The following is a 26873-nucleotide window of genomic DNA, read 5'->3' on the forward strand; positions in this document are numbered from 1 at the left end:
TGAAGATCGGCCTGTCCGTCCTGAGGCATGCATCTGTTCTGGGAGGGCGAACGATGAGGAGCCGCTCGACTATGAAGCCATTCGACGACGTTTCCCGTGGGTGGGGTTGGGGGAGAGCGGAGAAAGAGATCTCTCTGTGCGGGTGAACATTTCACCTCTGGATGCGTTAATTCGCTATATCTGGATAAATGAGGCATCTCATTTCAGGTGAGCTGCGGTGGAGTGATTGAAAAGACCACTCCCAACCTTTGGCTTACCGCATGATTACCCTATGCATGGAACTGGCCTTCCCCTCGCAGGTTTCATCGATGAGTCCATCCACACCGACGCCTGCCTCTATGTGATCGGATTGGTGCTCGCGGATCCAGCTCTGTCGGAGGACGCCAGAAAGCTTCTGTGTTCGGCGGTGCCGACAGCCCGCACCCCACATTGGTCGCAGGAGGATGAGAAGACGCGCGCCGCGCTGATCCACGAGATCAAATCACTCCCGATCTCTGCGAGGGTATACGGCTGTCGCTTCGAACGTCCCAAACGCAAGGAAGCTGCGCGGGCTCGCGCTTTGGCATGGTTGGTGCAGGATCTGCCGTGGGAGGTTCGTTGGATGGTCCTGGCGGAGCGCGAGGCCAGCCAGGATCGGCATGACCGCAGAGTTCTCGGAGGTCTGGCCGGGCGGCCTCCCCGTTTCGAGTACAGCCATGCTCCATTCGCGAAGGAGCCGCTCCTCTGGGTCGCGGACGTGATCGTCAGCAGTACGGCCAGAGCGCTCGTCCGTGGGGAAGACCTTACGGCCTGCGCTCTGGGGCCGGTGCTGTCATACGTCGGCTGTGAACCCTTCTGAAACGCGAAAGCCGGGCCACCACCTGCGGAGGTTAACCCGGCTTCACTTCATGACTCCGAGTGAGCCATGCGGTACCCATGGTAAACGATATGGCTTCTCTGTCAAGGGAACCGTTCTCATGAGGCCGCGATATCCCGTTGCCCCCGTGCGGCGGACACCGGATCATTCCGCCATGGAATTCAAGATCAGACCCGGTGCCCCCGAGGACGTGGCGGCCGTGGAACGGGTGCGGGTGACGACGTGGCGGACCGCCTACCGCGGCCTCATGCCCGACGACTACCTCGACGCGCTCGGGGTCGACCCGGACAGGGTGGCCCAGATGGAGCGGGGGCTGGCCAATGCCCTTGCCGAGGGGCGCACGCCGCTCGTGGTCGCCGAGACCGGAGATGGGATCGTCGGCTTCGTCAACTTCAACCGCAGCCGGGACGAGGAGATCGGCGGCGGCGAGGTCTTCGCCCTCTACGTGCTGCCCGAGGCGCAGTCCGCCGGGCTCGGCCGGGCCCTGCTGGCGGACGCGGTGACCCGGCTGCGCGCCGCCGGGCACGAGGAGGTCGGCCTGTGGGTCGCGACCCGCAACGACCGGTCCCGGCGCTTCTACGAGCGCTTCGGCTTCGTCCCGTCCGGCCGCACCGGCACCCACCCGCTGTCCGAGTCGTATCCCCCGATTGAGGAGACCCACTACCGCCTCGCCCGGCAGGGGTGAACCGCGCCGTTCCGGGCGGCGCGGGCCCCGGCCGGAACGGCGCGACTGAAAAAACCCGGGAAGGGGGTGGTGGGTGAAGGGCAAGAAGAGACGTCCTGTCCTTCTGGCAAGGGAGACCCTTGCATGATCACCGTCCCCGACGCCGCGTCGGTCGCCGATCCCGAGCGGTTCGGCGCCGTCTTTGACGCGCACTACGAGGAGATCCGCCGCTACATCGGGCGGCGGCTCGGCCTCGACATCGCCGAGGACCTCGCCGCCGAGACCTTCCTCGTCGCCTTCCGCCGCCGCCACCGGTTCGACCCCGCCAGGGGCGGGGTCCGTCCCTGGCTGTACGGCATAGCCACCAACCTGATCGGCCGCCACCGCCGGGCCGAGGTACGGCGTTACCGGGCGCTGGCCAGGACCGGCCCGCCACCCGACGACGACGGCCACGACCAGCGGGTCGCCGACCGCGTGACCGCGGGGGTGACGGTCGGCCTGCTCTCGGGGGCGCTGACCGGCCTGTCGAAGGGCGAGCGCGACGTGGTGCTGCTCGTCGCGTACGGCGGCCTGACCTACGACGAGGTCGCCCAGGCACTCGGAGTCGCCTACGGCACCGTGGCCTCACGGCTCAGCCGGGCCAGGAACAAGCTGCACACGTCGCTGGGGATGGAGGTCCGATGAACGATTTCAGGCTCGTCGACGCGGTGATGCCCGACGTCGCACCGCCCGACCCGGCGAAGGCCGCCGAGGCGAGGGCGCGGGTGCTGGGCGGACGGAGACGCCGGAGCGTCCCTCGATGGGCGGGGGTGCTGACGGCGGCGACCGCGACCGCCGCGGTCATCGGCGCGGTCGCGGTCGTGGCCGTTCCGAGCCTCGGTGGCGGTCCGGCCGGCCCGGCCGTCACGGTGACGCGGGTGAACGCGGAGGAGGTGCTCGCCGCCGCCGCCGACCGGCTGGCCCGGCGGCCGGAGGCGACCGGGCGCCGGTACTGGCGTGGGGAGACGGAAGAGGTCGTCCGGAGGCGGATCGGCGTCGCGGGGCACACGTTCCTCGCCGATGAACGTGTCGGGCAGACCACGTGGTTGGGGCCGGGCCGGAAACGGACCATCGTGATCAGCGGGCTCGGCACCCGGCCCGTGACCGCCGCCGACCGGGCCGAGTGGCGGAAGGCGGGCTCACCCCGGCTCTGCGGCGCGGACACCGACTGCGACAACGACATGGTCCCCGACGGGAAGACGCGGTACATCGTCTCCGACACGGAGGAGGTGCTCCAGCAGGGGGCCCTGGAACTGAACGGGCGGGAGATCCGCGATCTTCCCCGGGATCCCGCGGCGCTGAGGGAGAGGCTCCTGTCGTACTGGCCCGCCCAGTGGAAGGCCATGAAGAAGAATGTGCCCGCCCAGGTGCGCGCGGAGTCCGCCGAGCGGGACGACTGGCTGTGGGGGATCGGTGAGAGCCTCCTCCTGGGCACCCCCGCCACCCCGGGGACCAGGGCGGCCATCTACCGCATGCTCGCCGGGCTCCCCAGGGCCCGGGTCGTGGACGGGATCCGGGACGCCGACGGACGGGCGGGAGTGGCCGTCCTGCGCGGGGACGGGCGCGGCGAGCCGGAGAAGCAACTCGTGGTCGACCGGGAGACGGGCGAGCCGCTGGCGGTCCAGCAGGTGTCGCCCGCCCCGGCCGCCGGCCAGGAGCGCCTTCCGGTGAACCGCCTGTACTCCAGGATGGTCAAGCGGCTCGGCTGGACCGACGACGAACCGGTCGTCCCGAAGGGATGCGATCCGGACGGGAAGAAGGACTGCCTGCGCTGAGCCGGCCGTACGCCGTCCGACTCGGTCCCGATCCGGCCCGGACCGGCTGCGGACGGTGACAGGTGTCCGTACGGCGACGCACGGCCCCTGCCCCGCGCCTTCGCCCGCGCCATGGAACGACTGAGGACTCGGTATGGGCGGGCGGCGGACGGGTCAGCGGCGGCGCAGGGCCCTGCGGGTCAGCCAGGCCGCGACCGCCAGGCCCGCCACCGCCGCCAGCAGGGGAGCGGCGCGCCTGAGCAGGGGCATCCCGGCGATCTCCATCAGGTCGAGGGCCTCCTCGTCGGGGGTGAGGGAGGTCCGGGAGGTCCCGGCCGGATGGGCGTCCCGGCCGGCGGTCCGCTCGGTGGCGACCGGTGGGAGCCCCGTGACCGGGGTCAGGACCGCGGGGGTGCCGGCCGTCTCCGGCGTGTCCGGCCGCTCCGGCTCCTTCGCCTCGGCGGCTTCGGCCCCCTCGGGCGTCTCGGTCGGGGAGGGCACGGCGGTGAGGTGGCGGGCCGTCTCCTTCCGGCCGTCGGCGCCCCGGCCGGCCGACCCCCGTCCGTCCGCCTCGGACGCCCCGTCCACGCCCTGACCGTCCGTCCCCGGCCCCCCGGTCGTCCCCTGCCCGTTCGCCCGCGGTGCTCCAGTCGTTCCCTGGACGGCCGCCTCGGGGGTTCCGGTCGCCCGGCCGGGCGGGGCCTTCTCCGGTACGGCGGGCTCGGGCGCGGGGACCGGCGTCAGGGGGGCGGTGCCCGCGGTGGCGGTCCCCGCCTCGCCGGCCTCCAGCAGCGCGGCGAGGTTGGCCGCGAACCTGTCGATCAGCTTCGCCCCGACCTCGCCCATCACGCCCCGGCCGAACTGCGCGGGGCGGCCGGTCACGTTGAAGGAGGTCTCGACGATGACCCGGGTGACCGAATCCGCCGGGCCGCCCGATCGCGCCGGGCCCGCCGGGCCTCCGGACGCCGCCGTGTCCGCCGAGCCCACGGCCTCCTCGGAATCCGCTGTGCCCGCTGTGCCCACTGCGCCCTCCATGTCCGGCCGCCCGAGGCCACCGGCGTCATCGGGGCGCAGCCGCGCGGTGACCGTCGCGCTCGCCGTGCCGGAGCCGCGCGTCTCCCGGCCCGAGGCCCGCAGGGTCAGGATCCGGGCGTCCTCGTCCACGTTCTCGAACGCGGCCTCTCCCCGGTAGGTCACCGTGATCGGCCCGACCTTCACCTTCATCCGGCCGGTGAAGGAGTCGCCCTCCGCCTTCTCCAGTGCGGTCCCGGGCAGGCACGGTGCGATCCGCTCGACGTCGAGCAGCACGGACCACGCCTGCTCGACCGGAACCGGAACGGTGAACTCGTGCTCGAACCGCATCGCCATCGATCCACTCCTCGTCGCCGGACCAACCTGGGCCAATTCTCACCAACCGCACCAACCACGCCGGCCGGATCCGCCGGTCTCCGGTTCGGCGCGGACCTGCCCGCGCCGGACCGGCGGCTTCCACCCATTTGTCTGCCCCGTCCGCCGGGAGACGAACTCCCGGCGGACGGAACGCGAACCGCCGCCGGACGGAACACGAGCCTCGTCCGCCGGGAGGCGGCCCCCGCCCGGCGGGTGCCGGACTCCCCGGCGGTTCAGCCGAGCGCGGCTCCGATCGCCCGGCGGGTCAGCACCCGCGCCAGATGCCGGCGGTAGTCGGGCGGGGCGTGCAGGTCGGTCGGGGGCGAGGTGCCGGCGTCCGCCTGGGCGCAGGCGTCCCGGAGCGGGTCGCTCCCGTCGGAGCCGCCGGGGGAGGGGGCGACGCCGCGCAGCGCGGCCTCGGTCACCCGGGCCCGCACCGGGGTCGGGCCCATGTTGGTCAGCCCGATCCGCGCCTCCTCGATCGCCCCGCCGTCGCCGCGCCGTACGGCCGCCGCCACGCCGACGGTCGCCCACGCCTGGGCGGTCCGGTGGAACTTCTCGTAGTGGAAGCCCCAGCCGGGTCCCAGCTTGGGCACCCGGACGCCGAGCAGCACCTCGTCCGGCTCCAGCGCCGGCTCCAGGTAGTCGACGAAGAACTCCGCGGCCGGGATCTCCCGCTCGCCGTCACCCGACCGGGCCACGAACACGCAGTCCAGCGCGAGGGCGACGGCCGGCAGGTCGCCGGCCGGGTCGGCGTGGGCCATCGAACCGCCGAACGTGCCGCGGTGCCGTACGGCGGGGTCGGCCACGGTGGCGGTGGCCAGCGCGACCAGCGGGACGTGCTCGCGCACGACGCCGGAGCGCATCACCTCGTCGTGCGTGGTGAGCGCCCCGATGTACACGTGGTCGCCGCGGTCCTCCACGCCGCGCAGCTCGGGCAGCCGCCCGAGGTCCACCAGCGCGGACGGGTAGGCCAGCCGCAGCCGCAGCAGCGGCAGCAGGGACTGGCCGCCGGCCAGCACCTTCACCTCGTCACCGGCGGCCTCGGCGTCGGAGAGGACCCGGCAGGCGTCCTCCACCGACGCGGGCCGGATGTAGTCGAACGGCGCGGGGATCACCGGGAGCCTCCTTCGGGCGCGGACGTGGACGTGGACTCGGAATCGGACGTGGACTCGGAATCGGACGCGGAATCGGACGCGGAATCGGACGCGGAATCGGACTCGGGCGTGGGTGAAGGGCCCGGGACGGCGGCCTCCGCCTCGGCGAGCGCCCGCCAGATCCGTTCCGGCGTGCACGGCATCCGCACGTCGCGCACACCGTACGGGCGCAGCGCGTCGGCGATCGCGTTGACCACGGCGGGGGTCGAGGCGATCGTCCCGGCCTCGCCGACGCCCTTGACACCCAGCGGGTTGCTCGTCGCCGGGGTCTCGGTGCGGTCGGTGGTGAACTCCGGCAGGTCCGCCGCGGACGGGATGAGGTAGTCGGCCATCGTCGTGGTGACCAGGTTGCCGTCGGCGTCGTGGACGGCCTCCTCGAACAGGGCCTGGCCGATGCCCTGCGCGATTCCACCGTGCACCTGGCCCTCGACGATCAGCGGGTTCACCACCGAGCCCACGTCGTCCACGGCGACGTACGACCGGATGGCGCACCGGCCCGTCTCGGTGTCCACCTCGACCGCGCACAGGTGGGTGCCGTGCGGGAAGGAGAAGTTGTCCGGGTCGAAGGTCGCCTCGGCGTCCAGCCGGGGCTCGAAACCGCCGGGCAGGTCGTGCGCGGCGAAGGAGGCCAGCGCCAGCTCCTGGATGGTCCGCCCCTCGTCGGTCCCGCGCACCAGGAACCTCCCGCCGTCGAACTCGATGTCGTCGGCGGACGCCTCCATCAGGTGCGCGGCCAGCTCGCGGGCCCGCTCCTTGACCTTCTCGCAGGCGGCGAGCACGGCGACGCCGCCGACGACCAGTGACCGGGAGCCGTAGGTGTCCATGCCCCGGTGCGCGACGGAGGTGTCGCCGTGCAGCACCGAGACGTCCTCGAACGGCACGCCGAGGGCGTCGGCCGCGATCTGGCTCCAGGCCGTCTCGTGCCCCTGGCCGTGGGGACTGGTGCCGGTGACGACCTCGACCTTGCCGGTGGGCAGCAGCCGGACCGCGGCGTGCTCCCAGCCGCCCGCGCCGTAGCTGAGCGAGCCCAGCACCCGCGACGGCGCCAGCCCGCACATCTCGGTGTAGGTGGAGACGCCGATGCCGAGCTGCACCGGGTCGCGCCGTTCGCGCCGGGCGGCCTGCTCGGCGCGGAGCCCGTCGTAGCCGAACATGGCCAGCGCCTTGTCGGTCGCGGCTTCGTAGTCGCCGGAGTCGTAGGTGAGCCCGGCGATCGTGGTGTACGGGAACTCCTCGCGGGTGATCCAGTTGCGGCGCCGCAGCTCGACGGGGTCCATGCCGAGCTCGCAGGCCAGCTCGTCCACGGCCCGCTCGATGGCGAAGGTCGCCTCGGGACGGCCGGCGCCCCGGTAGGCGTCGGTCGGCATCTTGGTGGTGAAGACGCCCGTGCAGGTGAAGTCGTAGGCGTCCATCTTGTAGATGCCGTTGTACATGAACGCGCCGAGCAGCGGCACGCCCGGCGTGACCAGCATCAGGTAGGCGCCCATGTCGGCGAGCAGCTCCACCCGCACGCCCCTGATCCGCCCGTCGCGGTCGGCGGCGACGGCGATCCGCTGGAGCTGGTCGCGGCCGTGGTGCACGGTCAGGTTGCCCTCCGAGCGGGACTCGGTCCACTTCACCGGCCTGCCGAGCCTGCGGGTCAGCAGCAGGGCGAGCACCTCCTCGGCGGTGACCTGAAGCTTGGAGCCGAAGCCGCCGCCCACGTCGGGGGCGACCACGCGCAGCTTGTGCTCGGGGATGCCGGTGGTCATCGCCAGCATGACGCGCAGCACGTGCGGGATCTGCGTGGCGGAGTAGAGGGTGAAGCCGTCGCCGTCGGTGGTCGCGACGACCGCCCTGGGCTCCATCGCGGTCGGGATGAGGCGCTGCTGGACGTAGGTGCGCCTCATCACCACGGGGGCGTCGCGGAACGCCGCGTCGATGTCGCCCCCGGCGAACTTCCAGGTGAAGGCGCGGTTCCCGGCCTCGTGGACCTTCGGGGCGCCCTCGGCGAGCGCCTCGGTCATGTCGAGCACCGCCGGAAGCGGCTCGTAGTCGACCGTGATGGCCTCCAGCGCGTCGGCGGCCTTGTACCGGTCGGTGGCGACCACGCAGGCCACCGCCTCGCCGGGGTAGCGGACCTCGTCCACCGCCATGGGCGGGTGGTCGGGGATGACGATGTCGGGGGTGACCGGCCAGGCGCACGGCAGGCTGCCCTGCTCCCCGGCGAGGTCGCGGCCGCAGAAGGCGGCGACCACGCCGGGCCGGGAGCGCGCGGCGGAGACGTCGATCCCGGTGATCCTGGCGTGCGCCATGGGGCTGCGCAGGAACGCCACGTACAGCATGCCCGGGAGCTGGATGTTGTCGGTCCACATGGTCCGGCCGGTGACGAGCCGGGCGTCCTCCTTGCGCCTGCGCGCCCGGCCCATCTCGCGCGCGGCGGAGGGCTCGTTCATCTGGTCGCTCTCGGCGATCCGTGCGGCGATCAGGCCGGCGTCGAGCTCCTCGGTCATGACGCGGTCACCTCCTGTTCCCCGGAGGCCCCCGGGGACGGCCGCTCCTCCGGAGCCCGTTCCTCCGGAGCCCGCTCGCCCGGCGCCCGCGCCATCTCCGCCGCGGCGCGCCGTACCGCCCGGACGATGTTGGTGTAGCCGGTGCACCGGCACAGGTTGCCCTCCAGGCCCCGGCGGACGTCCTCCTCGGAGGGGTCGGGGTCGTCGCGGAGCAGATCGATCGCCGCCATGATCATGCCCGGGGTGCAGTAGCCGCACTGCAGGGCGTGCTCGGCGTGGAAGGCATCCTGCATGGGATGCCACCGGCCGCCCTGTGCCAGGCCCTCGACCGTGACGACCTCGCTCCCGTCGGCCTGTACGGCCAGCACCGAGCAGCTCTTGGCGCTGCGGCCGTCGAGCGTCACCGTGCAGGCGCCGCAGTTGCCGGTGTCGCAGCCGACGGGGGTCCCCGTCTTGCCGAGGCGGTCTCTGAGCAGGTGGACGAGGAGGAGGCGCGGCTCGACCTCCTCCTCGTAGGTGACTCCGTCGACGCTGACGGTGATCCGAGGCATACGTCCTCCAGGCACGCCCCCGAAAGGGGCGGGAGAGATGGAAGCCGACATGAGTGAACGTACGCCCCTGTCCTGCCCGGTCAAGGTTTTCGCCAAGCCGGGGTTCACGCCAGCGGAAGGTCAGCTTCCCCGGTGCGCGGGCCGCGGATGCGGCGGTCGGCCTCGCCGATCGGGACGTCGTCGATGCTCGCCTCGCGCCGCCGCATCAGCCCGTCGTCGGCGAACTCCCACAGCTCGTTGCCGTAGCTGCGCCACCACCGGCCGCCGGCGTCGTGCCACTCGTACTGGAACCGTACGGCGATGCGGTTCCCGCCGAACGTCCACAGCTCCTTGCGCAGCGCGTAGTCCAGTTCCCTGGCCCACTTGCGGGTCAGGAACCCCCGGATCTCCTCCCGGCCGGTGAGGAACTCGTCGCGGTTGCGCCAGACGGAGTCCGGCGTGTAGGCGAGCGCGACCCGTTCGGGGTCGCGGGTGTTCCAGGCGTCCTCGGCGGCCCGCACCTTGGCCCGGGCCGTCTCCTCGGTGAAGTTCACGTCTCCTCCAGGTCCTCCAGGGATATCGCCTGCACGGGGCAGGCCCGCGCGGCCTCCTCGACCGCGCCGATCAGCTCGTCGCCCGGTTCGGCGACGTGGACGAGCCGGTCGTCGTCGTCCAGTTCGAAGACCTCCGGCGCGGCGAACACGCACTGGGCGTGCACCTGGCACAGTTCCCGGTCCACCACGACCCTCATCGGACGTCCCCTCTCTCCCCGGGTCCCGCCCCTACGGCTCCCGCCGGATCCGTGCGGGGCACGGGGCGGACCGGCGGGTTGAAGCGGGAGTGCCTCTCGAACGTCCAGCGCAACGGGCTCGCCCGGCGCACGTGCACGACCCGCTCGACGTCGAACGCGACCAGCCGCTGCGCGCCCGGCACGTCGCCCGGTTCCCACTCCACGCGGGCCCGCCCGGTCAGGTGCAGCGCGTCGCCGCCCTCCCAGTCGAGGAAGAGCAGGCCGCAGGCGTCGTCGAGCTCGAGGTTGCCGAGCGTCATGAACATCGCGTTGCCCGCGTAGTCGGGCCATACCAGCCTCCGCTCGCCGGTCACCCGGACGAACCCGGGGGCGCCGCCCCGGTGGGACAGGTCGGCGCCGAACCCGGCGGCCCGGGTGGCGACGAAGAACGTGTCGGCTTCCTCGATCCACGCCCGGTGACCCGCGGTGAGGGAGCCGGTCGCGGAGGCCCCCGTGGAAGGCCCGGCCACCTCCCCGGTGACGGCCCGCGACTGGATGTACTTGGGGCAGTTGGCGTAGGTCTGGTCGGTGCGGACCGTCAGCCGTCCGCCGTCCCGGCGCACCGTGCCGTTGATCCGCATCCGCCGCCGGGTGTGGGGTTCGACGGCGAGGATCCCGATCTCACCCTCCTCCAGACCGGCCAGCGGGTCATGCCCGCCGGGCACGGCGTCGATCACGACGGTCCGGTCGTCCACGGCGCGGGCGAACCCCGCCGGGCCCGTCAGCAGGGTCCCCCACGGCCGCCCGTCCCGGCCGGTCGCCCCGATGAGCAGCATCCGCTGCGCGGCGAGGAAGCCCATCGCCACCGGCGGTATCTCCGGCCGGGTCCCGGCCGAGCCCCAGTCGCCGGCGTCCACCCCGGCCCGTCGCCGCACCGCCAGCTCTCCCGGGTGCCTCATGGCCGCTCTCGTGATCATTTTAGAAGAAGCCGCAGGTCGGGGCGTCGGTGGTCGGGGCAGGGCGATCACCGGCCCCGTCGGGGGCGAAGATCTCCAGCCGGATGCCGTCCGGGTCCTCGAAGAAGATCCCCCCGGAGGAGGCGCCCTCGCCGTGCGGCACCACGCCGTCGTGGTGGAGCGTGGCGCCGAGTTCCCGGACCACGCTCTCGGCCCGCCGTACGGCTTCGGCGTCCGGCACCTGGAAGGACAGGTGGTGCAGGCCGGGCAGACCGGTGGCGAAGCGGCCCTCACTCTGCTGCCAGAGGGTCAGCACGAGCGTGCCGTCGAGGCCCAGGAAGGCGAAGCGGCGGTCCTCCCGGCCGGACTCCCCGACGACCTCGAAACCGAAGACCTTGACGTAGAAGTCCCTCGACCGGTCGAGGTCGGAGACGTTGAGGCCGATGTGGCCGGTCCGGAGGCTCATGGGTTCCCTTCGCTGTTTCTAACGGATCGTTCCGTTAGGTGCTGGGAAGAATGTAACGCAAAGAGCGAAGTTTTTCCGTTAGAAAAAAGTGATGTGCGTCACGGGAATGCCCGGAGGGGTGACCGTCCTTCTGGTCGGACAGGGGTGTTCTCCCTGGTGGGGTGGGGGAGATGTCCGAGTGCGCGCCGTCCCCTGGAGGGAAGGGGAGAATCGCCGGTCACAAAAGAGAGCACCGCTCTTGAGTCTGTCGCTCCATAGTGAGAGCATTGCTCTCGCAAAGAAGCGCTGTTCCTCCCCTTGGTCCCAGGAGCCCCCATGAACCGTGCCCGGCTCACCGCCTCGGCCTTCGCCGCAGGCGGCGTCCTCTTCCTGATCTACCAGGCCGCCCGGCCCTACGCCGACGAGAGCACCCTGGAGGGCGCCGCGGCGATGGCCTCTCCCTCCTGGACGGCCGTCCACCTGGCCGCGTCGGTCGGGTTCGTCCTCGTCTCGCTGGGGATCCTCGGCCTCTACCTCGTGCTCGGCCGGAGCCGCCTCCTGCCCGCCGCGGTCGTGACCTGGCTCGGCGCGGGGCTGACGCTGCCCTACTACGGCGCCGAGACGTTCGGCCTGCGGGTGATCGGGGCGCGGGCCGTACGGGACCACGACGCCGGCCTGATCGAGCTCGTCGACCAGTTCCGCTTCACACCCGCGGCGGTCGCCATGTTCGCCGCCGGCCTCGCGCTGCTCGCCGTGGGCGTCGTCATGGCGGCGGTGGAGATCCGGCGCTCCGGTGCTCTCCCGCGGTGGAGCGGCGTCCCGCTGGCGGTGGGGTTCGTCCTGTTCATCCCGCAGTTCTACGGCTCGCCGGCGATCCGGATCGCGCACGGCGCGCTGCTCGCCGCGGGCGGTCTCTGGCTGGCGTACGAGCTGTGGAGGGTGAACGGCCGCGTGATCGCCCCGGCCGGGACGGCGTCCGGAGCGGTGACCGTGGACGCGGCCCGCTGACGGTGACGGCGGCCGGACGGCCCGGGTACGGCGGAGCCCCGCCGTACCCGGGCCGACGCATGCCGCGACGAGGAGCGGACGGCGAGGGCGAGCGGGCCGTACCTGAGGACGTGTGCCGGGCGACGGAGGGGCCGAGGCTCAGTCGTCCCGGTGCTGGCGGTAGTGGCGGGCGGCGCGGGCCCGGTTGCCGCACGCCACGGAGCACCACTCCTGGCGGGCGTGCTCCTTGACGAAATACAGCACGCAGCGGGGGGCCGGACAGGCGCGGAGCCGCTCGCGGTGCGGGCCGGCCAGGAAGCCGATCGCCGCGGCGGCGAGCGCGGCGCGGGCGCGGGCGGAGTCGTCCGCCGCCACGGCCGGGACCTTCCGTACCGAAGGGGCCGGGAGGACGGAAAGGGCCGAAGGGCCAGAAGGGCTCGCCGGGTCCGACGGACTCGACAGGTCGGAGGGACCCGCCGGACCCGCCGGCGCCGGCCCGGCGGGCCACTCCAGCCGGGGAGCCGTCGGGACGGCGAGCGCGGTGGCGTTGACCAGGTCGAGGGACTCGGCGAACCCCGGCAGCCGGCCGGCGTCCGCGCGGCTCGCCGGGCCGGGGGCGACGGCCCTGGCGAACAGGGCCCGTACGGCCTGCCGCAGCCCGACCAGCTCGCGGCGCAACTCCTCGGAGGCGGTGAACCCGGCGGGGAGGTCCAGGTCGGCGGCGTGCTCGCGGCACCAGGCGGTCGCGCCCGCGACATCGGAGAGCACGTCCACCGGCCCGGTCCGCGTCGCGCGGATCGTGCTGACGAACTCCAGGACCGGCATCGTCCCACTCTAACGCGTGGCGGCACTTCCAACCGTGAGACGCGGGACCGCCGGGTCACCGGCCCGGCGGTGAGGGCCCCTGGACATGCGTTCACCCACGGCCTGCGGACCCGCCGGGTCCTCGTCGGCGCCTCCGGGACACCGGAGCGGTCAGCGGCGGATCAGCCGGGCGAGGATGGTGATCAGCCCCGCGACGCCCAGGCCCCCCAGGACGGCCGGAAGCATGATCAGCGGCTCGATCGACGGCCGGCCGATGAGGACGACCCCGGCGGCGATGAAGATCATGCCGCTGAGCAGGGCCATCCAGTCCGTACGGTGCACCCGTCCGCGGCGGGGCCGCTCCACCTCAGGCCGCACGACGCACCTCCACGTCCCCGATGCCCACGCTGACCCGCAGGACGATGGTCGCCACGTCGCCCTTCGGCCGCACCTCCGGCTCCAGCACCCTGACGTGCCGGACGCCGGTGCCGCCCTGGGTCATCTGATCGATCTTCACATCGCCCACCTTGGCGTACCCCTCGACCTCGACCCGTGCCGTCGGCGGCACGATCACCTGCATCTCGCCTATCGTCACCGACGCCTCCACGAGCGTGCGCGAGCCCGCGGGGAGCGGCAGCGTGCTCAGGTCGACGGTGCCGTCGCCGACGCCGATCACGTAGCCTCCGCCGCCCTCCTCGGTGACCTCCGACATCGTGGTGGGCGCCCACTCGTAGGTGCCGAAGCGCCCCGGCATGCCGGCCAGCAGCGACGCCGTCACCACGGCGATCGAGACGAGGGTGCCCACCGCGACGAGGGCCGCGCCCCGGCCGAACCACGCGGCGACGAGAAGACCACAGCCGATGGTGATCAGCGCCGCGCCGCCGGCGGTCGTCACGGCGGCCGTCATGTCCGCCGTCCCGAAGGCCGGGTGGGCCGCCAGGGTGAGCCCGCCGACGATCAGCGCGAGGATCAGGGTGACGCCCGCCACGAACGACCTGGGCCGCCGGGGCCGGTCGGCCCGTTCGATCCGCTCGCGCCGGGCGGACGTCTCGACCGGCCCGCCGATCAGGGAGAGGTCGTAGGGGGCGCCGTAGTCGCCGGGAGGGCCGCCGTAGCGGCGGTCGTACGGCTGCCGCATGCGGGGGTCCAGCGGCCGGTAGGGCCCGTAGGGGGAGAACGGCTCGCCGGAGGAGTCGTAGGAGGGGGTGGCCGGCCCTGCCGGAGAGCCGGGGTACGGCGGTCCGGTGAGCCGGTCGCCCTCGCCGGGCCACGGCCCGGCGGGCCGGTCGTCCTCGCGGGCCGGCCCCGCGGAGGACGCGGACGCCGGTTCCGGGACCGGGCCGGTCGCGGGGAACGCCTCGGTCCGCGGCTCCGCGGGGGAGTCCCCGGCAGGAGAGGCCCCGGCGGGCGGCCCGGCGGGGAAGGCCCCGGTCACGGGCTCGGCGGGGGAGACCCCGGTCACGGACTCGGGCCGAGGCTCGGCGGGCGGGGCGGCGGGCTCCGGGAGGCGCTCGGTGACCCCGGACGCGCCCGGCGCCGCCGCGGGACGGCTCCCGGCGGGCCCGCCGGGCCGGGCCGGCGCGGCCGGTTCCCGCGGCGCGGCGTGCGGCGCCTCCGAGCCGAAGGCGGACGACCCGGCCGGGTCGAAGACGGCCGTCCCCGCGAGGGGCCCGCCGTACGGACCGGCGTGCCGCTCGTGCCACGGGCCGCCGTGGGGGCCGCGAGGGTCACCGTACGGCGTGCCGGACCCGGCGGGGACGCGGCTGCCGCGCAGCCGCTCCGGCAGGGACCGCATCGTGGCCAGCAGGTCGGCCCCGCGCGCGTGCGCGGCCATCAGGGCGATGGCGAAGAGCGTGCCGACCACGACCGTTCCGGTGCCGATGCCGCCGGAGGACACGTTCACGATCAGGCCGAGGGTGAACACCCCCGCCAGCAGCGCCAGCACGGTCTCGCCGTCGAAGGACCGCCGGGTCCACTGCTCCATGTATCCCGGGCCGCCGTCCGGCTCCCGCATCAGCAGGAACGCCGCCACGTACAGCATGATGCCGATGCCGGAGCCGAGGACCAGCATCGCGAAGCCGATGCGGAACAGCAGCGGGTCGACTCCGGCGTGGCGGCCGAGACCGGCGCAGACGCCGGTGAGCATGCGGCCCTCGTCGCTGCGCCGGAGCGGTCCCCGCTCGCCGGACGCGAGGGGGGACGACGGGCCGGTCCCGGAGGCGGAGTGGGACGACGAGCCGGTGGGGGGGCTCGCCGGGTCGTGGGCGTTCCCGGAATCGGTCATGTCACCCATCGTGGCCTTCCCGCCTCCCGGGCCGCATCCGGGACACCCCTGAACGGTCCCCGAGGATGCGGGCCGCCGTCAGGGTCGCATCAGGGGAACGCCTGATGCGCTGGCAGACTCTCACATGTGACGATGCAGACGATATGGCTGACCGAGAGACTATTCGTGACGCGGCCCCGGTGACCTCCGGAGAGCCCGCCCCCTTCCCCCGGCTGGTGCGCCCCGTCCAGGGACGCCTGGTCGCCGGGGTGGCCGAGGGCGCCGCCGCACAGCTGCGGCTCGACCCCGTCGTGCTGCGGCTGGCGTTCGTGCTGCTCACCGTCCTGGACGGGATCGGCGCTGTGGCGTACGCGGCGCTGTGGCTGTTCACGTCGCGCGAGCCGTACGAGGGCAAGGAGCCCGCCCGCGACTGGAGTCAGGTCGCCTCCTACGCGGCGGTCGGGCTGGCGCTGCTGGCGCTGGGCTGGCTCACGGGCGCCCGGACCGGCGGGATCGGCGCCTGGCCGATCGCGGTCGGCGGGATCGGCTCGCTGATCCTGTGGCAGCAGGCCGACCCCGACCGGCGGCGACGCTGGATGAGCACGACGGTCGGCCAGGTGCGCCGGAACCGGGTGCGCACGTTCGCCGGTCTGGTGCTGGTCGTCGTGGGCGCGATCGGCTTCCTGGTGGCCACCGACGAGCTGGACGCGGCCCGGCCCGGCATCGTGTTCACGCTCGTCGTCGTCGGCGGTGTCGCGCTCATCGCGGCCCCCTGGCTGGCCGCGCTGTGGAAGGAACTGCAGCGCGAGCGCCGCGAGCGCATCCGGCAGGAGGAGCGCGCCGAGGTGGCCGCGCACGTGCACGACTCCGTGCTGCACACGCTGACGCTGATCCAGCGCAACGCCGACGATCCCCGCGAGGTGGCGCGGCTGGCCCGCTCCCAGGAGCGTGAGCTGCGCAACTGGCTCTACCAGCCCAAGCAGGACGCCGACGCGTCCCTGGCCGCGGCCGTGCGCCGGGTCGCGGCCGAGGAGGAGGACGCGCACGGCGTCCCGATCGAGGTCGTCTGCGTGGGCGACTGCCCGCTGACCCCCGAGCTGTCGTCGATGATGCAGGCGGCCAGACAGGCTATGGTCAATGCGGCGAAATACTCTGGATCCTCCGTCATCTCCGTCTACGCCGAGGCGGAGCCGGAGGAGGTCACCGTCTTCATCCGGGACCGCGGCGCCGGGTTCGACATGGATCAGGTGCCCGAGGACCGGATGGGCATCCGCCAGTCGATCATCGGCCGGATGGAGCGCAACGGAGGCGGCGCCCGTATCCGGACCGAGCCCGGAGAGGGCACCGAAGTCATGTTGACCATGAAGCTGGAGAAGGCGTGATCGAGCGGGCCCGGAGCGGCGGCGGCCGGCGCGGGCGGTCCGCGAGGCGCGTTGGGGAGGGTGCATGGGCGCCATCAGGGTTCTGATCGTCGACGACCACCGGCTGTTCCGCTCGGGGGTCCGCGCGGAGCTGGGCGACTCCATCGAGGTGGTGGGCGAGGCCGAGGACGTCGAGTCCGCCGTCCGGGCGATCGGCGAGCTGACGCCGGACGTGGTCCTGCTCGACGTGCACATGCCCGGCGGGGGCGGCCAGGAGGTGCTGCGCCGCGTCCTGGGCGCGGGCTCACAGGTCCGGTTCCTGGCGCTGTCGGTCTCCGACGCCGCCGAGGACGTCATCGGGGTGATCCGCGGCGGCGCCCGGGGCTACGTCACCAAGAACATCAGCGGCCGCGAGCTCACCGACGCGATCCGCCGGGTGGCCGAGGGCGACGCGGTGTTCTCGCCGCGGCTGGCCGGTTTCGTGCTGGACGCCTTCGCCTCCAGCGAGGCCCCGCCGATCGACCCCGAGCTCGACTCGCTGACCCAGCGCGAGCGGGAGGTCCTGCGCCTGATCGCCCGAGGTTACGCCTACAAGGAGATCGCCAAGGAGCTGTTCATCTCGGTGAAGACCGTGGAGACCCACGTCTCGTCGGTGCTGCGCAAGCTCCAGCTCTCCAACCGCCACGAGCTGTCCCGCTGGGCCACCGCGCGCCGCCTGGTCTGACGGGGCCGCCCTCCCGCTCTGACGGGGGCCGTCGCGCCGGCCTGCTCTGACGGGGCCGCCGTCCGCCCGCCGTACGGTCCGCACCGCCGTGACGGTCCGGAGGTACGGCGGGTCCGGACCGGTTCTGACCTGGGAACGAGACCCGGTCTGTACGACTTGTTGCTTATATGCGACTCTGCGAAGTATGGGTCGTGACGTACCCGCGATGGTGTTCAGCCGGGAGGACCGGCGGCGATACCGCGACAAGGTCCGCCGGTGCCTCGACGTCTTCGCGCAGATGCTGCGGGAGTCCCGGTTCGAGTTCGACCGTCCCAGGGCCGGGCTGGAGATAGAGCTCAACCTCGTCGACGAGCGCGGCGAGCCCACCATGAGGAACGCCGAGGTGCTGGCGGCGATCGCGCAGCCTGACTGGGGCACCGAGCTCGGCCGGTTCAACGTGGAGATCAACGTCAGCCCGGAGACCCTGTCGGGAGACGGCGTCGCCCGGCTGGAGAAGGTGGTGCGCGACCGCCTCAACCACGCCGAGGAACGGGCCCGGACGGTCGGCGGGCACCTGATGATGGTCGGCATCCTGCCCACGCTGCGCGAGGGCGACGTGCACGAGGGCACGCTGTCGGCCAACCCCCGTTACAGGCTGCTCAACGAGCAGGTCTTCGCGGCCAGGGGCGAGGACCTGCACCTGCTGATCGAGGGCGAGGAGGTCCTCGACGCCTACGCCGACAGCATCACCCCCGAGGCCGCCTGCACGAGCCTCCAGCTCCATCTCCAGATCAGCCCCCAGGCGTTCGCCGCCAACTGGAACGCGGCGCAGGCCATCGCGGGCCCCCAGGTCGCGGTGGCGGTCAACTCGCCGTACCTGTTCGGCCGCAGGCTCTGGCAGGAGACCCGGATCCCGCTGTTCGAGCAGGCCACCGACACCCGCCCGGTGGAGCTCAAGACGCAGGGGGTGCGGCCCAGGGTGTGGTTCGGGGAGCGGTGGATCACCTCGGTCTTCGACCTGTTCGAGGAGAACGCCCGGTACTTCCCGGCACTGCTGCCTCTGTGCGACGACGCCGACCCCCGCGAGGAACTGGCCCGCGGGGTCACCCCGCAGCTCGGCGAGCTGACCCTGCACAACGGGACCGTCTACCGGTGGAACCGGCCGGTCTACGCGGTCGTCGGCAACGTCCCGCACCTGCGGGTGGAGAACCGGGTGCTGCCCGCGGGCCCCACGGTCGCGGACATCGCCGCCAACGCCGCCTTCTACTACGGCCTCATGGGGGTGCTGCCGTACGCCGAGCGCCCGGTGTGGACGCGCATGTCCTTCGCCGCCGCCGCCGACAACCTGCACGCCGCCGCCCGGCACGGCCTGGACGCCCGGCTCTACTGGCCGGGGATCGGTGAGGTGGCCGCCGCCGAGCTGATCCTGCGGCGGCTGCTGCCGCTCGCCCACGAGGGGCTCGACCGGTGGGAGGTGGACCCGGCCGTCCGCGACCGCCTCCTCGGCATCATCGAGCGGCGCTGCGTGACCGGCAGGACCGGGGCCCACTGGCAGGCCGAGACGGTGGAGGCGTACGGCGGCGCCGACCGGCACGAGGCCCTGCGCCGGATGACCCTGAGCTACGTCGAGCACATGCACACCAACGAGCCCGTGCACACCTGGCCGTCCCCCTGATCCGGCTCCCTGATCCGGCCCCCCGAGCCGGTCTCCCTGAGCCGGTCCTCCTGATCCCGTCCGCCCGCGCGGCCCGCCCGCCCACCAGCCCCTCACGCCGTCGGGTCGCCTGTCCCGCGCGGCCCGTCCCGCCTGTCCCACCGGCCCTGCCCGCCCCGCCCACCCCGCGTGTCGTGATCAGCGAATGCGCCGGAGTGTAATCGCGCGTGTACCCCGCATGCCGCCGCCCGCTGGGCCACGATGGGGACATGAGCACCTTCCGCCGCGTCGTCCTGGCGCTCCTCCTGCTGGCCGTCACCGTGTCCTGCGGCAGCGAACCCACGGGGAGCGGCGGGGAGCGGCCCGACGACGACCGGGGAAGCGTCGAGGCCACCACGCCCGCCCCGCTCGGACAGGACTTCGAGTCGGACGTCAGCCTGGCCAGGGGGCTCAGCGAGCAGTACTGGAAGCAGACCTTCGCCGCCGCCGGGATGAGCTACCGGCCCATCAGCGCCTTCATCCCCTACATCGGGCAGAACGGCCCCGCCTGCGGCAACCAGCCCGCGGTGCCGGACAACGCCTTCTACTGCCCCTTCGGGCACTTCGTCGCCTATGACGAGAACTGGATGCGCGGGCTGTACGACCGGATGGGCGACGGCTCCGTCTACGTGATCATCCCGCACGAGCTGGGGCACGCCGTGCAGGCCCAGCTGAACAACGCGGGCGGCCTGAGCATCCAGCGGGAGCTGCAGGCCGACTGCTACGCGGGCGGCACGCTGGGCGCCCTGGTCAGGGGCAACGCCCTTCAGGCCGAACCGGGCGACAAGGACGAGCTGCTGCTCAACCTCGCCGCCGCCGGAGACCCCACCGACGACTGGCTGCGCCCCGACGCCCACGGTACGGCGCAGCAGCGCCAGCAGGTCTTCGCCCGGGGCTACAACGAGGGGACCTCCTCCTGCTGAGCCCCGCTCGGTCCGGCCTGGTCCTGCCGGGTCCCGCTGGGTCCTGCCGGGTTCCGCTGGGTTCCGCTCTGTCCTGCCGGGTTCCGGCGAGCCGCCGGGACCACCGGTGAATACGCCGGAAGGCTGATGCCGCACCGCCGTGCGCGGCCTACGCTGAGGTCCGGTGATCGACCAGGGGGGTGTGGGCCATGCGCAGGATGACGCCCGAGATCGGCTGGGCCGTACGGGGCGCCTGCCGCGCGAGCGATCCCGAGCTGTTCTTCCCGCTGACCCAGTCGGCGGAGCAGGAGGCGCGAGCCAAGGCGGTCTGCGCCAGATGTCCGGTGCTGGCCGACTGCCGGGCCTACGCCGTACGGAGCGGGGAACCGGAGGGCATCTGGGGCGGCCTGACCGTGCGGGAGCGGCGCGGCCTGCGCTTCCCCACCGGATGGCGACGGCCCGCGGCCGGCTGACGCCGGAACCGGCTGAGACGGCCCGGGGGCGGGACCGGTCCGGAGCGGGCCGCGGGCGGGATCGGGCCGCGGGCGGGATCGGGCTGAGGCGGGCCGCGAGCAGGGTCGGTCCGGGGCCGGCCGCGGACGGGACCGGTCCGGGACGAAGGTTCGGCAGGCGAGCAGGTGAGCAGGCGGAAGGGGAGACATGGGCGAGCTGCGGGCGGGCCGGAAGGCGGGCGGCGGAGGTGACGGGGCCGCGCTCGCGGGCGCGGTGGCCGTGCTGGCGGCGGCCAACGTGCTCAACAACCGGGTCGCGCCGCGTCTGGCCCCGCTGACCTCGGCCGCGGCCACCGGCGCGCTGCTGGCCCTGGCCCGGCACCGCGGGATCACCTGGGCCGAGATCGGGTTCCGCGACCCCGCCCGGGGACTGCGGATCGGCGGTCTCCTGGCCTCGGCCGTCGCCGGCGGCTACGCGGTGGGGATCGCCCTCCCGGCCACCCGCCCTCTCTTCCGCGACGAGCGGGCGCTGTCGCTGTCGCGCGCCCGTGTCCTGGAGGAGGCGCTCCTGCAGGTGCCGTTCGGCACGGTCCTGCTGGAGGAGGCCGGTTTCCGCGGAGTGCTGCCCGCCCTGGTCGCCCGGTCGCACGGCCCCCGGGTGGCGGCCGCCGTCTCCTCGGTGCTGTTCGGCCTGTGGCATGTGCTCCCGGCGACGGACATGGCCGCCGCCAACCCCGCGCTGACCCGCCTGGCCACCGGTGAGACGTCCGCCGAGACGTCCGCCGAGACGTCCGCCGAGACGTCCGCCGAGACGTCTGCCGAGACGGCCGGTGAGGGGGCCGGTGAGACGTCTGCTGAGATGTCCGATGGGACGGCGGTGGAGACGACGCGGGTGGTGGCCGGGTCGGTGGCGACGACCGCGCTCGCCGGGCTGCTCTTCTGTGAGCTGCGCCGCCGGGGCGGGCTGGCCGCGCCGGCGCTGCTGCACCTCGCCACCAACTCGCTGGGCTACCTGTTCGCCCGGCTGGCCCCCGGCGACCCCGGCGGCACGGCCCGCCGTACGGTCTGAGCGGGGCCTCCGCCGTACGGCCTGGGCGAGACCTCCGTACGGTCTGAGCGGGCCTGAGTGGAACCCTCTGCGGCCTGGGCGGGCCTGAGCCGTACGGTCCCGGGGGATGCCGGGCACCCGGACGGCTCAGGCCCGCCGGACGCGACCGGGTCGCGGTCAGTCGGTGGCGAGCGGTCGGTCGGCCGGTCAGTCGGTGGCGACCCGCTGGAAGCCCTCGGCGTAGCTGCCCTCGGGCAGCCCGGCCTCGGACGCGGCCTGGGAGAAGCGCGACCGCAGGAACTCCTCGAAGCCCTCGACGTGGGAGACCTGGCTCGCGTGGGCCCGCAGCGCGGCGATCTTCCGGTCGAAGGCGCCGGTGACGTCGACGAAGTGGTCGGGGGAGGGGCCGCCGTTGAGCCAGACCTCCCGGACCGTCCAGGCGTCCAGGCCCTCGTCGCGCAGCAGTTCGGGGAAGGCGTAGGGGTTGCGGGCGTCGGGGTAGACGGCGTCGAGTGCGCTGGCGCCGACCGCGCGGTGGTCGGGGTGGCTGGGGGCGATGAACGAGTAGTTGCGCTCGGGGCTGTGGGTGATGACCAGGTCGGGCCGCACCTGGCGGATGACCCGGGTGATGTCGCGCCGCAGTTCCAGGCCGGGCACCAGCGTGCCGTCGCGGTGACCGAGGAAGCGCAGGTCGGTCACGCCGACGGCCTTGGCGGCGGCCGTCTGCTCGGTACGGCGCAGCTCGGCCATGCCCGTGTTGTCCAGCTCGCGGTCGAATCCGCCCGCGTCGCCGTCCGTCACGACACAGTAGACGACCTCCACCCCGCGGTCGGTGAACCCGGCGATCGTGCCCGCGGCGGCGAAGTCGACGTCGTCGGGATGGGCGGTCACGACGAGCACCCGGTTTATCTCATTCTCAGACAGCATGCCTGACCCTTCCGATGCTTTCCGGTTTCCGCTCATATCCAGCTGTACGTGATTCTGGCAACTTCCCGCGTGTCCGCGGGCATTCCTCCGGGGCGCGGGCCGCGGTTGTCGGCCGGTCGGCCTAATCTAGGTGACGTGTCGATCCCAGCCGCCTCAGTGACCCACCCGTTGCTCGACGGGCTCAACCTCCAGCAGCGCGAGGCCGTGGTGCACCACGGCAGCCCGTTGCTCATCGTCGCGGGCGCGGGGTCGGGCAAGACGCGGGTGCTGACCCACCGCATCGCCTACCTCCTGGAGGAGCGGGGCGCGCGGCCGCAGGAGATCCTCGCGATCACCTTCACGAACAAGGCCGCCCGGGAGATGAAGGAGCGGGTCGACCGGCTCATCGGGCCGCGCTCGGCGGCGATGTGGGTGATGACCTTCCACAGCGCGTGCGTGCGGATCCTGCGCCGGGAGGCGGGGCGGCTGGGCTTCCCCACGAGCTTCTCGATCTACGACCAGGCCGACTCCCAGCGGCTGATGGCGATGGTCTGCCGCGAGATGGACCTCGACCCCAAGCGCTATCCGCCGCGGTCCTTCTCCGCGCAGGTCAGCAACTTCAAGAACGAGCTGATCGACTACGAGACGGCGGCAGGGCAGGCGGCGAGCCACCTGGAGCGCACGCTCGCCGAGGCGTACCGCACCTACCAGCGGCGGCTGACCGAGGCCGGCGCGATGGACTTCGACGACCTCATCATGATGACGGTCACGCTGTTCCAGCTCTTCCCCGACGTGGCCGAGCACTACCGCCGTCGCTGGCGGCACGTCATGGTCGACGAGTACCAGGACACCAACCACGCCCAGTACACGCTGATCCGCGAGCTGGTCGGCACCCCCGAGCTGCGCACCGCCGACGGCGAGCTGGTCAGGGAGGGCACCGCCGGGATCCCCCCGGCGGAGCTGTGCGTGGTCGGCGACGCCGACCAGTCGATCTACGCCTTCCGCGGCGCGACGATCCGCAACATCCTGGAGTTCGAGCGCGACTATCCCGACGCCAAGACGATCCTGCTGGAGCAGAACTACCGCTCCACCCAGACGATCCTGACCGCGGCCAACGCGGTGATCGCGCGCAACGAGAGCCGCAAGCCGAAGAACCTGTGGTCCGACCAGGGCTCCGGCCCGAAGATCGTCGGCTACGTCGCGGACAACGAGCACGACGAGGCCATGTTCGTCGCGCAGGAGGTCGACCGGCTCTCCGACGAGGAGGACGTCACGCCCGGCCAGGTGGCGGTGTTCTACCGCACCAACGCGGCCTCCCGTGTGTTCGAGGAGGTGTTCATCCGCACCGGCCTGCCGTACAAGGTGGTCGGCGGGGTGCGCTTCTACGAGCGCAAGGAGGTCCGTGACCTGCTGGCCTACCTCCGGGTGCTGGCCAACCCCGGCGACGTCGTCTCGCTGCGCCGCATCCTCAACGTGCCCAAGCGCGGCATCGGCGACCGGGCCGAGGCGATGGTGGAGGCGTTCGCCGCCCGGGAGCGGATCCCCTTCGCCGAGGCGCTCCGGCGGGCCGGCGAGGCGCCGGGGATGGCGACCCGCTCGGTCAACGCCATCAAGGAGTTCCTCGCCCTGCTGGACGACCTGACCGCCAAGGCCGCCACCATGCCGCCGTCGGAGCTGGCCCAGGAGGTGCTGGAGGCCACCGGTTACCGTGCCGAGCTGGCCGCCTCCGGCGATCCCCAGGACGAGAGCCGCCTGGAGAACCTCGACGAGATGATCTCGGTGGCGTCGGAGTTCGAGGAGGCCAACCCCGAGGGCACCCTCGTGGAGTTCCTGGAGCAGGTCTCGCTGGTGGCCGACGCCGACCAGATCCCCGCCGACGACGGCGGCCAGGGAGTGGTCACGCTGATGACCCTGCACACCGCCAAGGGTCTGGAGTTCCCGGTGGTGTTCCTCACCGGCATGGAGGACGGCGTCTTCCCGCACGTGCGCTCGCTGGGCGAGCCCAAGGAACTGGAGGAGGAGCGCCGCCTGGCCTACGTCGGCATCACCCGGGCCCAGAAGCGGCTCTACGTCTCCCGGGCGGCCGTGCGCAGCGCGTGGGGAGCGCCCGCGTTCAACCCGGCGTCCCGGTTCGTCTCCGAGATCCCCGGTGAGCTGGTCGACTGGCGCACCGATCCGGGCAAGAACGCCTGGGTCGCGGCCACCCGGCGGGAGCCGCGTGCCGCCGCGCCCGCGAAGAAGCCCGGCGGACGTCAGATCCCCAGCCTCACCCCCGGCGACCGCGTCACCCACGACAAGTTCGGCCTCGGCACGGTCGTGTCGGTGGACGGCGTCGCGGAGAAGACCAAGGTGAAGATCGACTTCGGTAGCGGCGGCGAGAAGACCCTGCTCCTCGCCTACGCGCCGGTGGAGAAGCTCTGACGGGCGCCCGCCCGCCGGTCCGGTGAGCGGGTGCTCACCGGACCGGTGACGCCCGGCCGGTCCACGGCCGGACGAGGTCCGGTTCCGGGCGCGGCGCGGAACCGGGCGCGGTCCTGAACCGTACGCGGTTCCAAGCCGTACGCGGTCCCGAACCGAAGGCGGTCCGGGACCGGATGCGGCTCAGCGCCTCCGGGGAGAGACGGTCATCTGCCGATCGGGGTGGGCACCTCGGCCGTCGCGCCGTCCTGGAGGTCCTTGGCCGTCGCGACATCCTCAGGAGCCGGAGCCTTGACCGACACCTCGGCGCCCCAGCCGGTGTAGCGGGTGTCGGTCTCCATCGTCGACCTGCCGTCGTCGGCCGTACTGGCCTCGCTGGTCACGAGCCGCTGGGGAAGGCGGTCGGAGCCGAGGAAGAGCTTCCAGCTCACCTTGATCTTGGCGTACCTGCCGGTGATCCTCGCGCCGCTCACCGAGGCCCGGAACCACGGCGAGATCTTGTTCAGCTCGCCGTAGGTGATCTTTCCGGAGTAGAACCCGGGACGCTCGGTGGTGGCGTGCGCCAGCAGTGCCTTGAGCGTCGCGGGCTCGGCGGCGTTGACCTTCTGGGTTATGACGCCGAGCATGCCGAGCGTCTCGGCGGGGTAGCGGAGCCAGGTCTTTCCCTCCGGCAGGAACTCGCCGAAGTATCCGCCGGAGATGTAGCTCGCCTTGCCGACGCGCACGACCCTCTCCGGCTTGGCGAACCCGGCGATGCCCTTCGTGTCCTCGTCGTCGGGATCGATGCCGAGATCGCTCAGCTTGATCCGCATCTTGCCCGTCTGGTCGGACGCGGCGATTCCGGAGGCGCCGAATCCGAGGACGCCGTCGCGCTGGGCGAGGACGCGGCTCCCCTGGGGGCTCGTGACCTTCGTCTTGTCGACGAAGGACACGCCGCGGCCGCCGCCCATCTGGCTCCGCAGCGCGGCGAGCGGGTCCTTGGCCCGGGCGGTCTGGGCGTGCGCGGTCGTGGCGATCGCGGGGACGCCCAGCGCGGCCGTCGCGGCGCATGCCAGAACGGCGATGTGTCGCTTCAAAGGAAAGTCCTCCTGAATGTTCCCTCCACCCTGCGTGGGAGGGGCGGAAGTATTTCTATCAGGAAAGATCACGAAATAAAGGGAAATAAAGGGAACAGCGGGAAGTCGAAGACCGGCGGGGCCGGTGGCCGGGGATCGTCCGCCCCGGCCACCGGCCCTTTTCCGGCTTCTTTCGCTTTCTGCGATTTCGTGCCGGCCCGTCTGCCGCCGGTTCGCCGGTCCGTACGGTTTCGGCTCATCGGCCCGCACGATTTCGGATCATCAACCCGTACGGTTCCGGATCATCGGCCCATATGGGTTCGGTTCATCGGTCCGCATGGTTTCGGTTCACCGGCTCATCTGGTTTCGGCCCATTGGCCGTGCGGTTCCGGCTCACCGGCCCGTGTTCTTCCGGCGTGTCAGCCCGTACGGCTTCGGCCCACCGGGTTTCCGCCGGTCGCTCCGGATGTCAGCTCGTCGGCTCTCCGGAGGCGGGGGCCGGGGTGGGCGCGGTGAGGGTGACGGGGGTGCCCCAGGAGGTGAAGCGCACGTCGCTGACGCGGGTCACGTGCATGCCGCGCGGCGGCACGGTCCAGGAGGTGACCAGCCGGGCGGGGAGACGGTCGCGGCCGAGCCACAGGCGCCAGCTCACCTTCGTGGCCGCCATGGCGGCGATGGGCCGCTTCCCGCCGAGGGAGGCGCGGTAGGACGGCGAGACGCGGTAGAGCTCGCCGAGGGTGGTGGTCCCCTTGAGCGTGGACGGACCGGCCTTCTTCCCGGCCGAACCGCCCTTCCCCGAGGCCGGCAGCAGCGACTTCAGCGTGTCCGGCTCCAGGAGCATGACCGGGGTGAAGAAGGGGGAGGCGGCGCGGGAGGACTTGACCCATCTCCTGCCGACCATCCCGCCGCTGAGGTAGGTGTCCCCGCCGGCGCTGAGGGTGCGCAGCGGCGCGGTGTCGTCCCCGGGGAGGGCGGACTTCGACCGGATGTCGTGACCCGTGACGCCGGAGGGGCCGAACTCCACGGTGCCCCGGCGTATCTGGGCGGAGAGGAGTTCGCGCCCGGAGTAGGTCCGGCCGCTTTCGGTGATCCGTACGCCGTGGCCCGCGACGAACCGCGCCTGCAGCGCGGCCGCCGGGTCGGCGGGCGCGGCCTGGGCCGTGGCGGGGACGGCGGCGGTGGGCACCGCCAGCGCGGTGGCCGCCACGATGATCCATCGCTTCATGGGGGAGCTTCCTCCTGAGGCTAGAAGATCAGAAACCCTATGGC

26 protein-coding genes are annotated in these 26873 nt (G+C 72.8%); 12 read left to right on the forward strand and 14 right to left on the reverse strand.

The annotated features are described in order from the left end of the window. Positions 1-271: 271 nt before the first annotated feature. The 4 genes from ACFYSC_RS07830 to ACFYSC_RS07845 all read left to right on the forward strand — a co-directional run bounded on the left by ACFYSC_RS07830 (position 272) and on the right by ACFYSC_RS07845 (position 3334). Positions 272-838, forward strand: coding sequence for a hypothetical protein (locus ACFYSC_RS07830; protein ID WP_389958190.1), 567 nt, complete (start codon positions 272-274; stop codon positions 836-838). A gap of 172 nt (positions 839-1010) precedes the next feature. Next, complete coding sequence (locus tag ACFYSC_RS07835) at positions 1011-1541, forward strand: GNAT family N-acetyltransferase (RefSeq protein ID WP_389958193.1); 531 nt, start codon at positions 1011-1013, stop codon at positions 1539-1541. 123 nt (positions 1542-1664) lie between these two features. Continuing rightward, positions 1665-2204 carry an RNA polymerase sigma factor gene (locus ACFYSC_RS07840; protein WP_389958196.1) on the forward strand — a complete coding sequence of 180 codons (540 nt, stop codon included), beginning with the start codon at positions 1665-1667 and terminating at the stop codon, positions 2202-2204. Further along, positions 2201-3334, forward strand: a complete 1134-nt coding sequence (locus tag ACFYSC_RS07845; protein WP_389958198.1) for a CU044_5270 family protein — start codon at positions 2201-2203, stop codon at positions 3332-3334. Before ACFYSC_RS07840 ends, ACFYSC_RS07845 begins: the two co-directional genes overlap by 4 nt. A gap of 153 nt (positions 3335-3487) precedes the next feature. Here ACFYSC_RS07845 and ACFYSC_RS07850 read toward each other — a convergent pair whose 3' ends face one another. The 8 genes from ACFYSC_RS07850 to ACFYSC_RS07885 form a co-directional block, all read right to left on the reverse strand. Next, on the reverse strand, positions 3488-4681 hold the full coding sequence (locus tag ACFYSC_RS07850; RefSeq protein WP_389958200.1) for an SRPBCC family protein: 1194 nt from the start codon (positions 4679-4681) through the stop codon (positions 3488-3490). 254 nt (positions 4682-4935) lie between these two features. Continuing rightward, positions 4936-5820: an FAD binding domain-containing protein gene (locus tag ACFYSC_RS07855; protein WP_389958203.1), complete on the reverse strand. Its 885-nt coding sequence runs from the start codon at positions 5818-5820 to the stop codon at positions 4936-4938. Beyond that, positions 5817-8294 carry a xanthine dehydrogenase family protein molybdopterin-binding subunit gene (locus ACFYSC_RS07860; protein WP_389959250.1) on the reverse strand — a complete coding sequence of 826 codons (2478 nt, stop codon included), beginning with the start codon at positions 8292-8294 and terminating at the stop codon, positions 5817-5819. The genes ACFYSC_RS07855 and ACFYSC_RS07860 overlap by 4 nt, the downstream gene beginning before the upstream one ends. Positions 8295-8347: 53 nt before the next feature. Then, positions 8348-8902: a (2Fe-2S)-binding protein gene (locus ACFYSC_RS07865; RefSeq protein WP_389958206.1), complete on the reverse strand. Its 555-nt coding sequence runs from the start codon at positions 8900-8902 to the stop codon at positions 8348-8350. Between the two features lie 104 nt (positions 8903-9006). Beyond that, positions 9007-9435, reverse strand: a complete 429-nt coding sequence (locus tag ACFYSC_RS07870; protein ID WP_389958209.1) for a nuclear transport factor 2 family protein — start codon at positions 9433-9435, stop codon at positions 9007-9009. Continuing rightward, positions 9432-9632 carry a ferredoxin gene (locus ACFYSC_RS07875; protein ID WP_389958212.1) on the reverse strand — a complete coding sequence of 67 codons (201 nt, stop codon included), beginning with the start codon at positions 9630-9632 and terminating at the stop codon, positions 9432-9434. Before ACFYSC_RS07875 ends, ACFYSC_RS07870 begins: the two co-directional genes overlap by 4 nt. Next, positions 9629-10570 (reverse strand): pyridoxamine 5'-phosphate oxidase family protein, encoded by a 942-nt coding sequence (locus tag ACFYSC_RS07880; RefSeq protein ID WP_389958214.1) that lies wholly within the window; start codon positions 10568-10570, stop codon positions 9629-9631. Before ACFYSC_RS07880 ends, ACFYSC_RS07875 begins: the two co-directional genes overlap by 4 nt. A 19-nt stretch (positions 10571-10589) precedes the next feature. Next, positions 10590-11033, reverse strand: a complete 444-nt coding sequence (locus ACFYSC_RS07885; protein ID WP_389958217.1) for a VOC family protein — start codon at positions 11031-11033, stop codon at positions 10590-10592. 315 nt (positions 11034-11348) lie between these two features. Between ACFYSC_RS07885 and ACFYSC_RS07890 the strand changes: the two genes are divergently transcribed. Next, positions 11349-12020, forward strand: a complete 672-nt coding sequence (locus tag ACFYSC_RS07890; protein ID WP_389958220.1) for a hypothetical protein — start codon at positions 11349-11351, stop codon at positions 12018-12020. A 138-nt stretch (positions 12021-12158) separates the two neighbouring features. Here ACFYSC_RS07890 and ACFYSC_RS07895 read toward each other — a convergent pair whose 3' ends face one another. From ACFYSC_RS07895 to ACFYSC_RS07905, 3 genes are all read right to left on the reverse strand, one after another. After that, positions 12159-12824 carry a CGNR zinc finger domain-containing protein gene (locus tag ACFYSC_RS07895; RefSeq protein ID WP_389958223.1) on the reverse strand — a complete coding sequence of 222 codons (666 nt, stop codon included), beginning with the start codon at positions 12822-12824 and terminating at the stop codon, positions 12159-12161. Positions 12825-12974: 150 nt separating this feature from the next. Further along, positions 12975-13181: a hypothetical protein gene (locus tag ACFYSC_RS07900; protein WP_362942520.1), complete on the reverse strand. Its 207-nt coding sequence runs from the start codon at positions 13179-13181 to the stop codon at positions 12975-12977. Then, positions 13171-15087, reverse strand: coding sequence for a PspC domain-containing protein (locus tag ACFYSC_RS07905; RefSeq protein WP_389958227.1), 1917 nt, complete (start codon positions 15085-15087; stop codon positions 13171-13173). The genes ACFYSC_RS07900 and ACFYSC_RS07905 overlap by 11 nt, the downstream gene beginning before the upstream one ends. A gap of 143 nt (positions 15088-15230) precedes the next feature. Between ACFYSC_RS07905 and ACFYSC_RS07910 the strand changes: the two genes are divergently transcribed. The 6 genes from ACFYSC_RS07910 (at position 15231) to ACFYSC_RS07935 (ending at position 21246) form a co-directional block, all read left to right on the forward strand. After that, positions 15231-16448, forward strand: a complete 1218-nt coding sequence (locus ACFYSC_RS07910) for a PspC domain-containing protein (RefSeq protein ID WP_389958230.1) — start codon at positions 15231-15233, stop codon at positions 16446-16448. Positions 16449-16512: 64 nt separating this feature from the next. Next, a complete protein-coding gene (locus ACFYSC_RS07915; RefSeq protein WP_362942529.1) occupies positions 16513-17151 on the forward strand; it encodes a response regulator transcription factor in 639 nt (212 codons plus the stop codon). Between the two features lie 184 nt (positions 17152-17335). Then, the gene (locus tag ACFYSC_RS07920; RefSeq protein WP_389958233.1) at positions 17336-18805 is read left to right on the forward strand and encodes a glutamate--cysteine ligase; all 1470 of its coding nucleotides are present in this window, start codon (positions 17336-17338) and stop codon (positions 18803-18805) included. A 248-nt stretch (positions 18806-19053) separates the two neighbouring features. Further along, positions 19054-19746, forward strand: coding sequence for a neutral zinc metallopeptidase (locus ACFYSC_RS07925; protein WP_389958236.1), 693 nt, complete (start codon positions 19054-19056; stop codon positions 19744-19746). 188 nt (positions 19747-19934) lie between these two features. Beyond that, the gene (locus ACFYSC_RS07930) at positions 19935-20198 is read left to right on the forward strand and encodes a WhiB family transcriptional regulator (protein WP_389958238.1); all 264 of its coding nucleotides are present in this window, start codon (positions 19935-19937) and stop codon (positions 20196-20198) included. A gap of 187 nt (positions 20199-20385) precedes the next feature. Continuing rightward, complete coding sequence (locus tag ACFYSC_RS07935; RefSeq protein WP_389958241.1) at positions 20386-21246, forward strand: CPBP family intramembrane glutamic endopeptidase; 861 nt, start codon at positions 20386-20388, stop codon at positions 21244-21246. Between the two features lie 186 nt (positions 21247-21432). On the opposite strand, the gene ACFYSC_RS07940 is transcribed toward ACFYSC_RS07935, so the two are convergent. Next, the gene (locus ACFYSC_RS07940; protein ID WP_389958244.1) at positions 21433-22152 is read right to left on the reverse strand and encodes a PIG-L deacetylase family protein; all 720 of its coding nucleotides are present in this window, start codon (positions 22150-22152) and stop codon (positions 21433-21435) included. A 141-nt stretch (positions 22153-22293) separates the two neighbouring features. Here ACFYSC_RS07940 and pcrA point away from each other — a divergent pair, with 141 nt between their 5' ends. Further along, positions 22294-24552: a DNA helicase PcrA gene (pcrA, locus tag ACFYSC_RS07945; RefSeq protein WP_389959252.1), complete on the forward strand. Its 2259-nt coding sequence runs from the start codon at positions 22294-22296 to the stop codon at positions 24550-24552. A gap of 203 nt (positions 24553-24755) precedes the next feature. Here the strand turns inward: pcrA and ACFYSC_RS07950 are convergent, their stop codons facing one another. Together ACFYSC_RS07950 and ACFYSC_RS07955 are read right to left on the reverse strand one after the other, a co-directional pair. After that, the gene (locus tag ACFYSC_RS07950) at positions 24756-25625 is read right to left on the reverse strand and encodes a hypothetical protein (protein WP_389958247.1); all 870 of its coding nucleotides are present in this window, start codon (positions 25623-25625) and stop codon (positions 24756-24758) included. A gap of 448 nt (positions 25626-26073) precedes the next feature. Further along, positions 26074-26829: a hypothetical protein gene (locus ACFYSC_RS07955; protein WP_389958249.1), complete on the reverse strand. Its 756-nt coding sequence runs from the start codon at positions 26827-26829 to the stop codon at positions 26074-26076. Between the last annotated feature and the right edge of the window lie 44 nt (positions 26830-26873).

This window comes from Streptosporangium sp. NPDC004379 (assembly GCF_042873875.1).
Lineage (GTDB): Bacteria > Actinomycetota > Actinomycetes > Streptosporangiales > Streptosporangiaceae > Streptosporangium.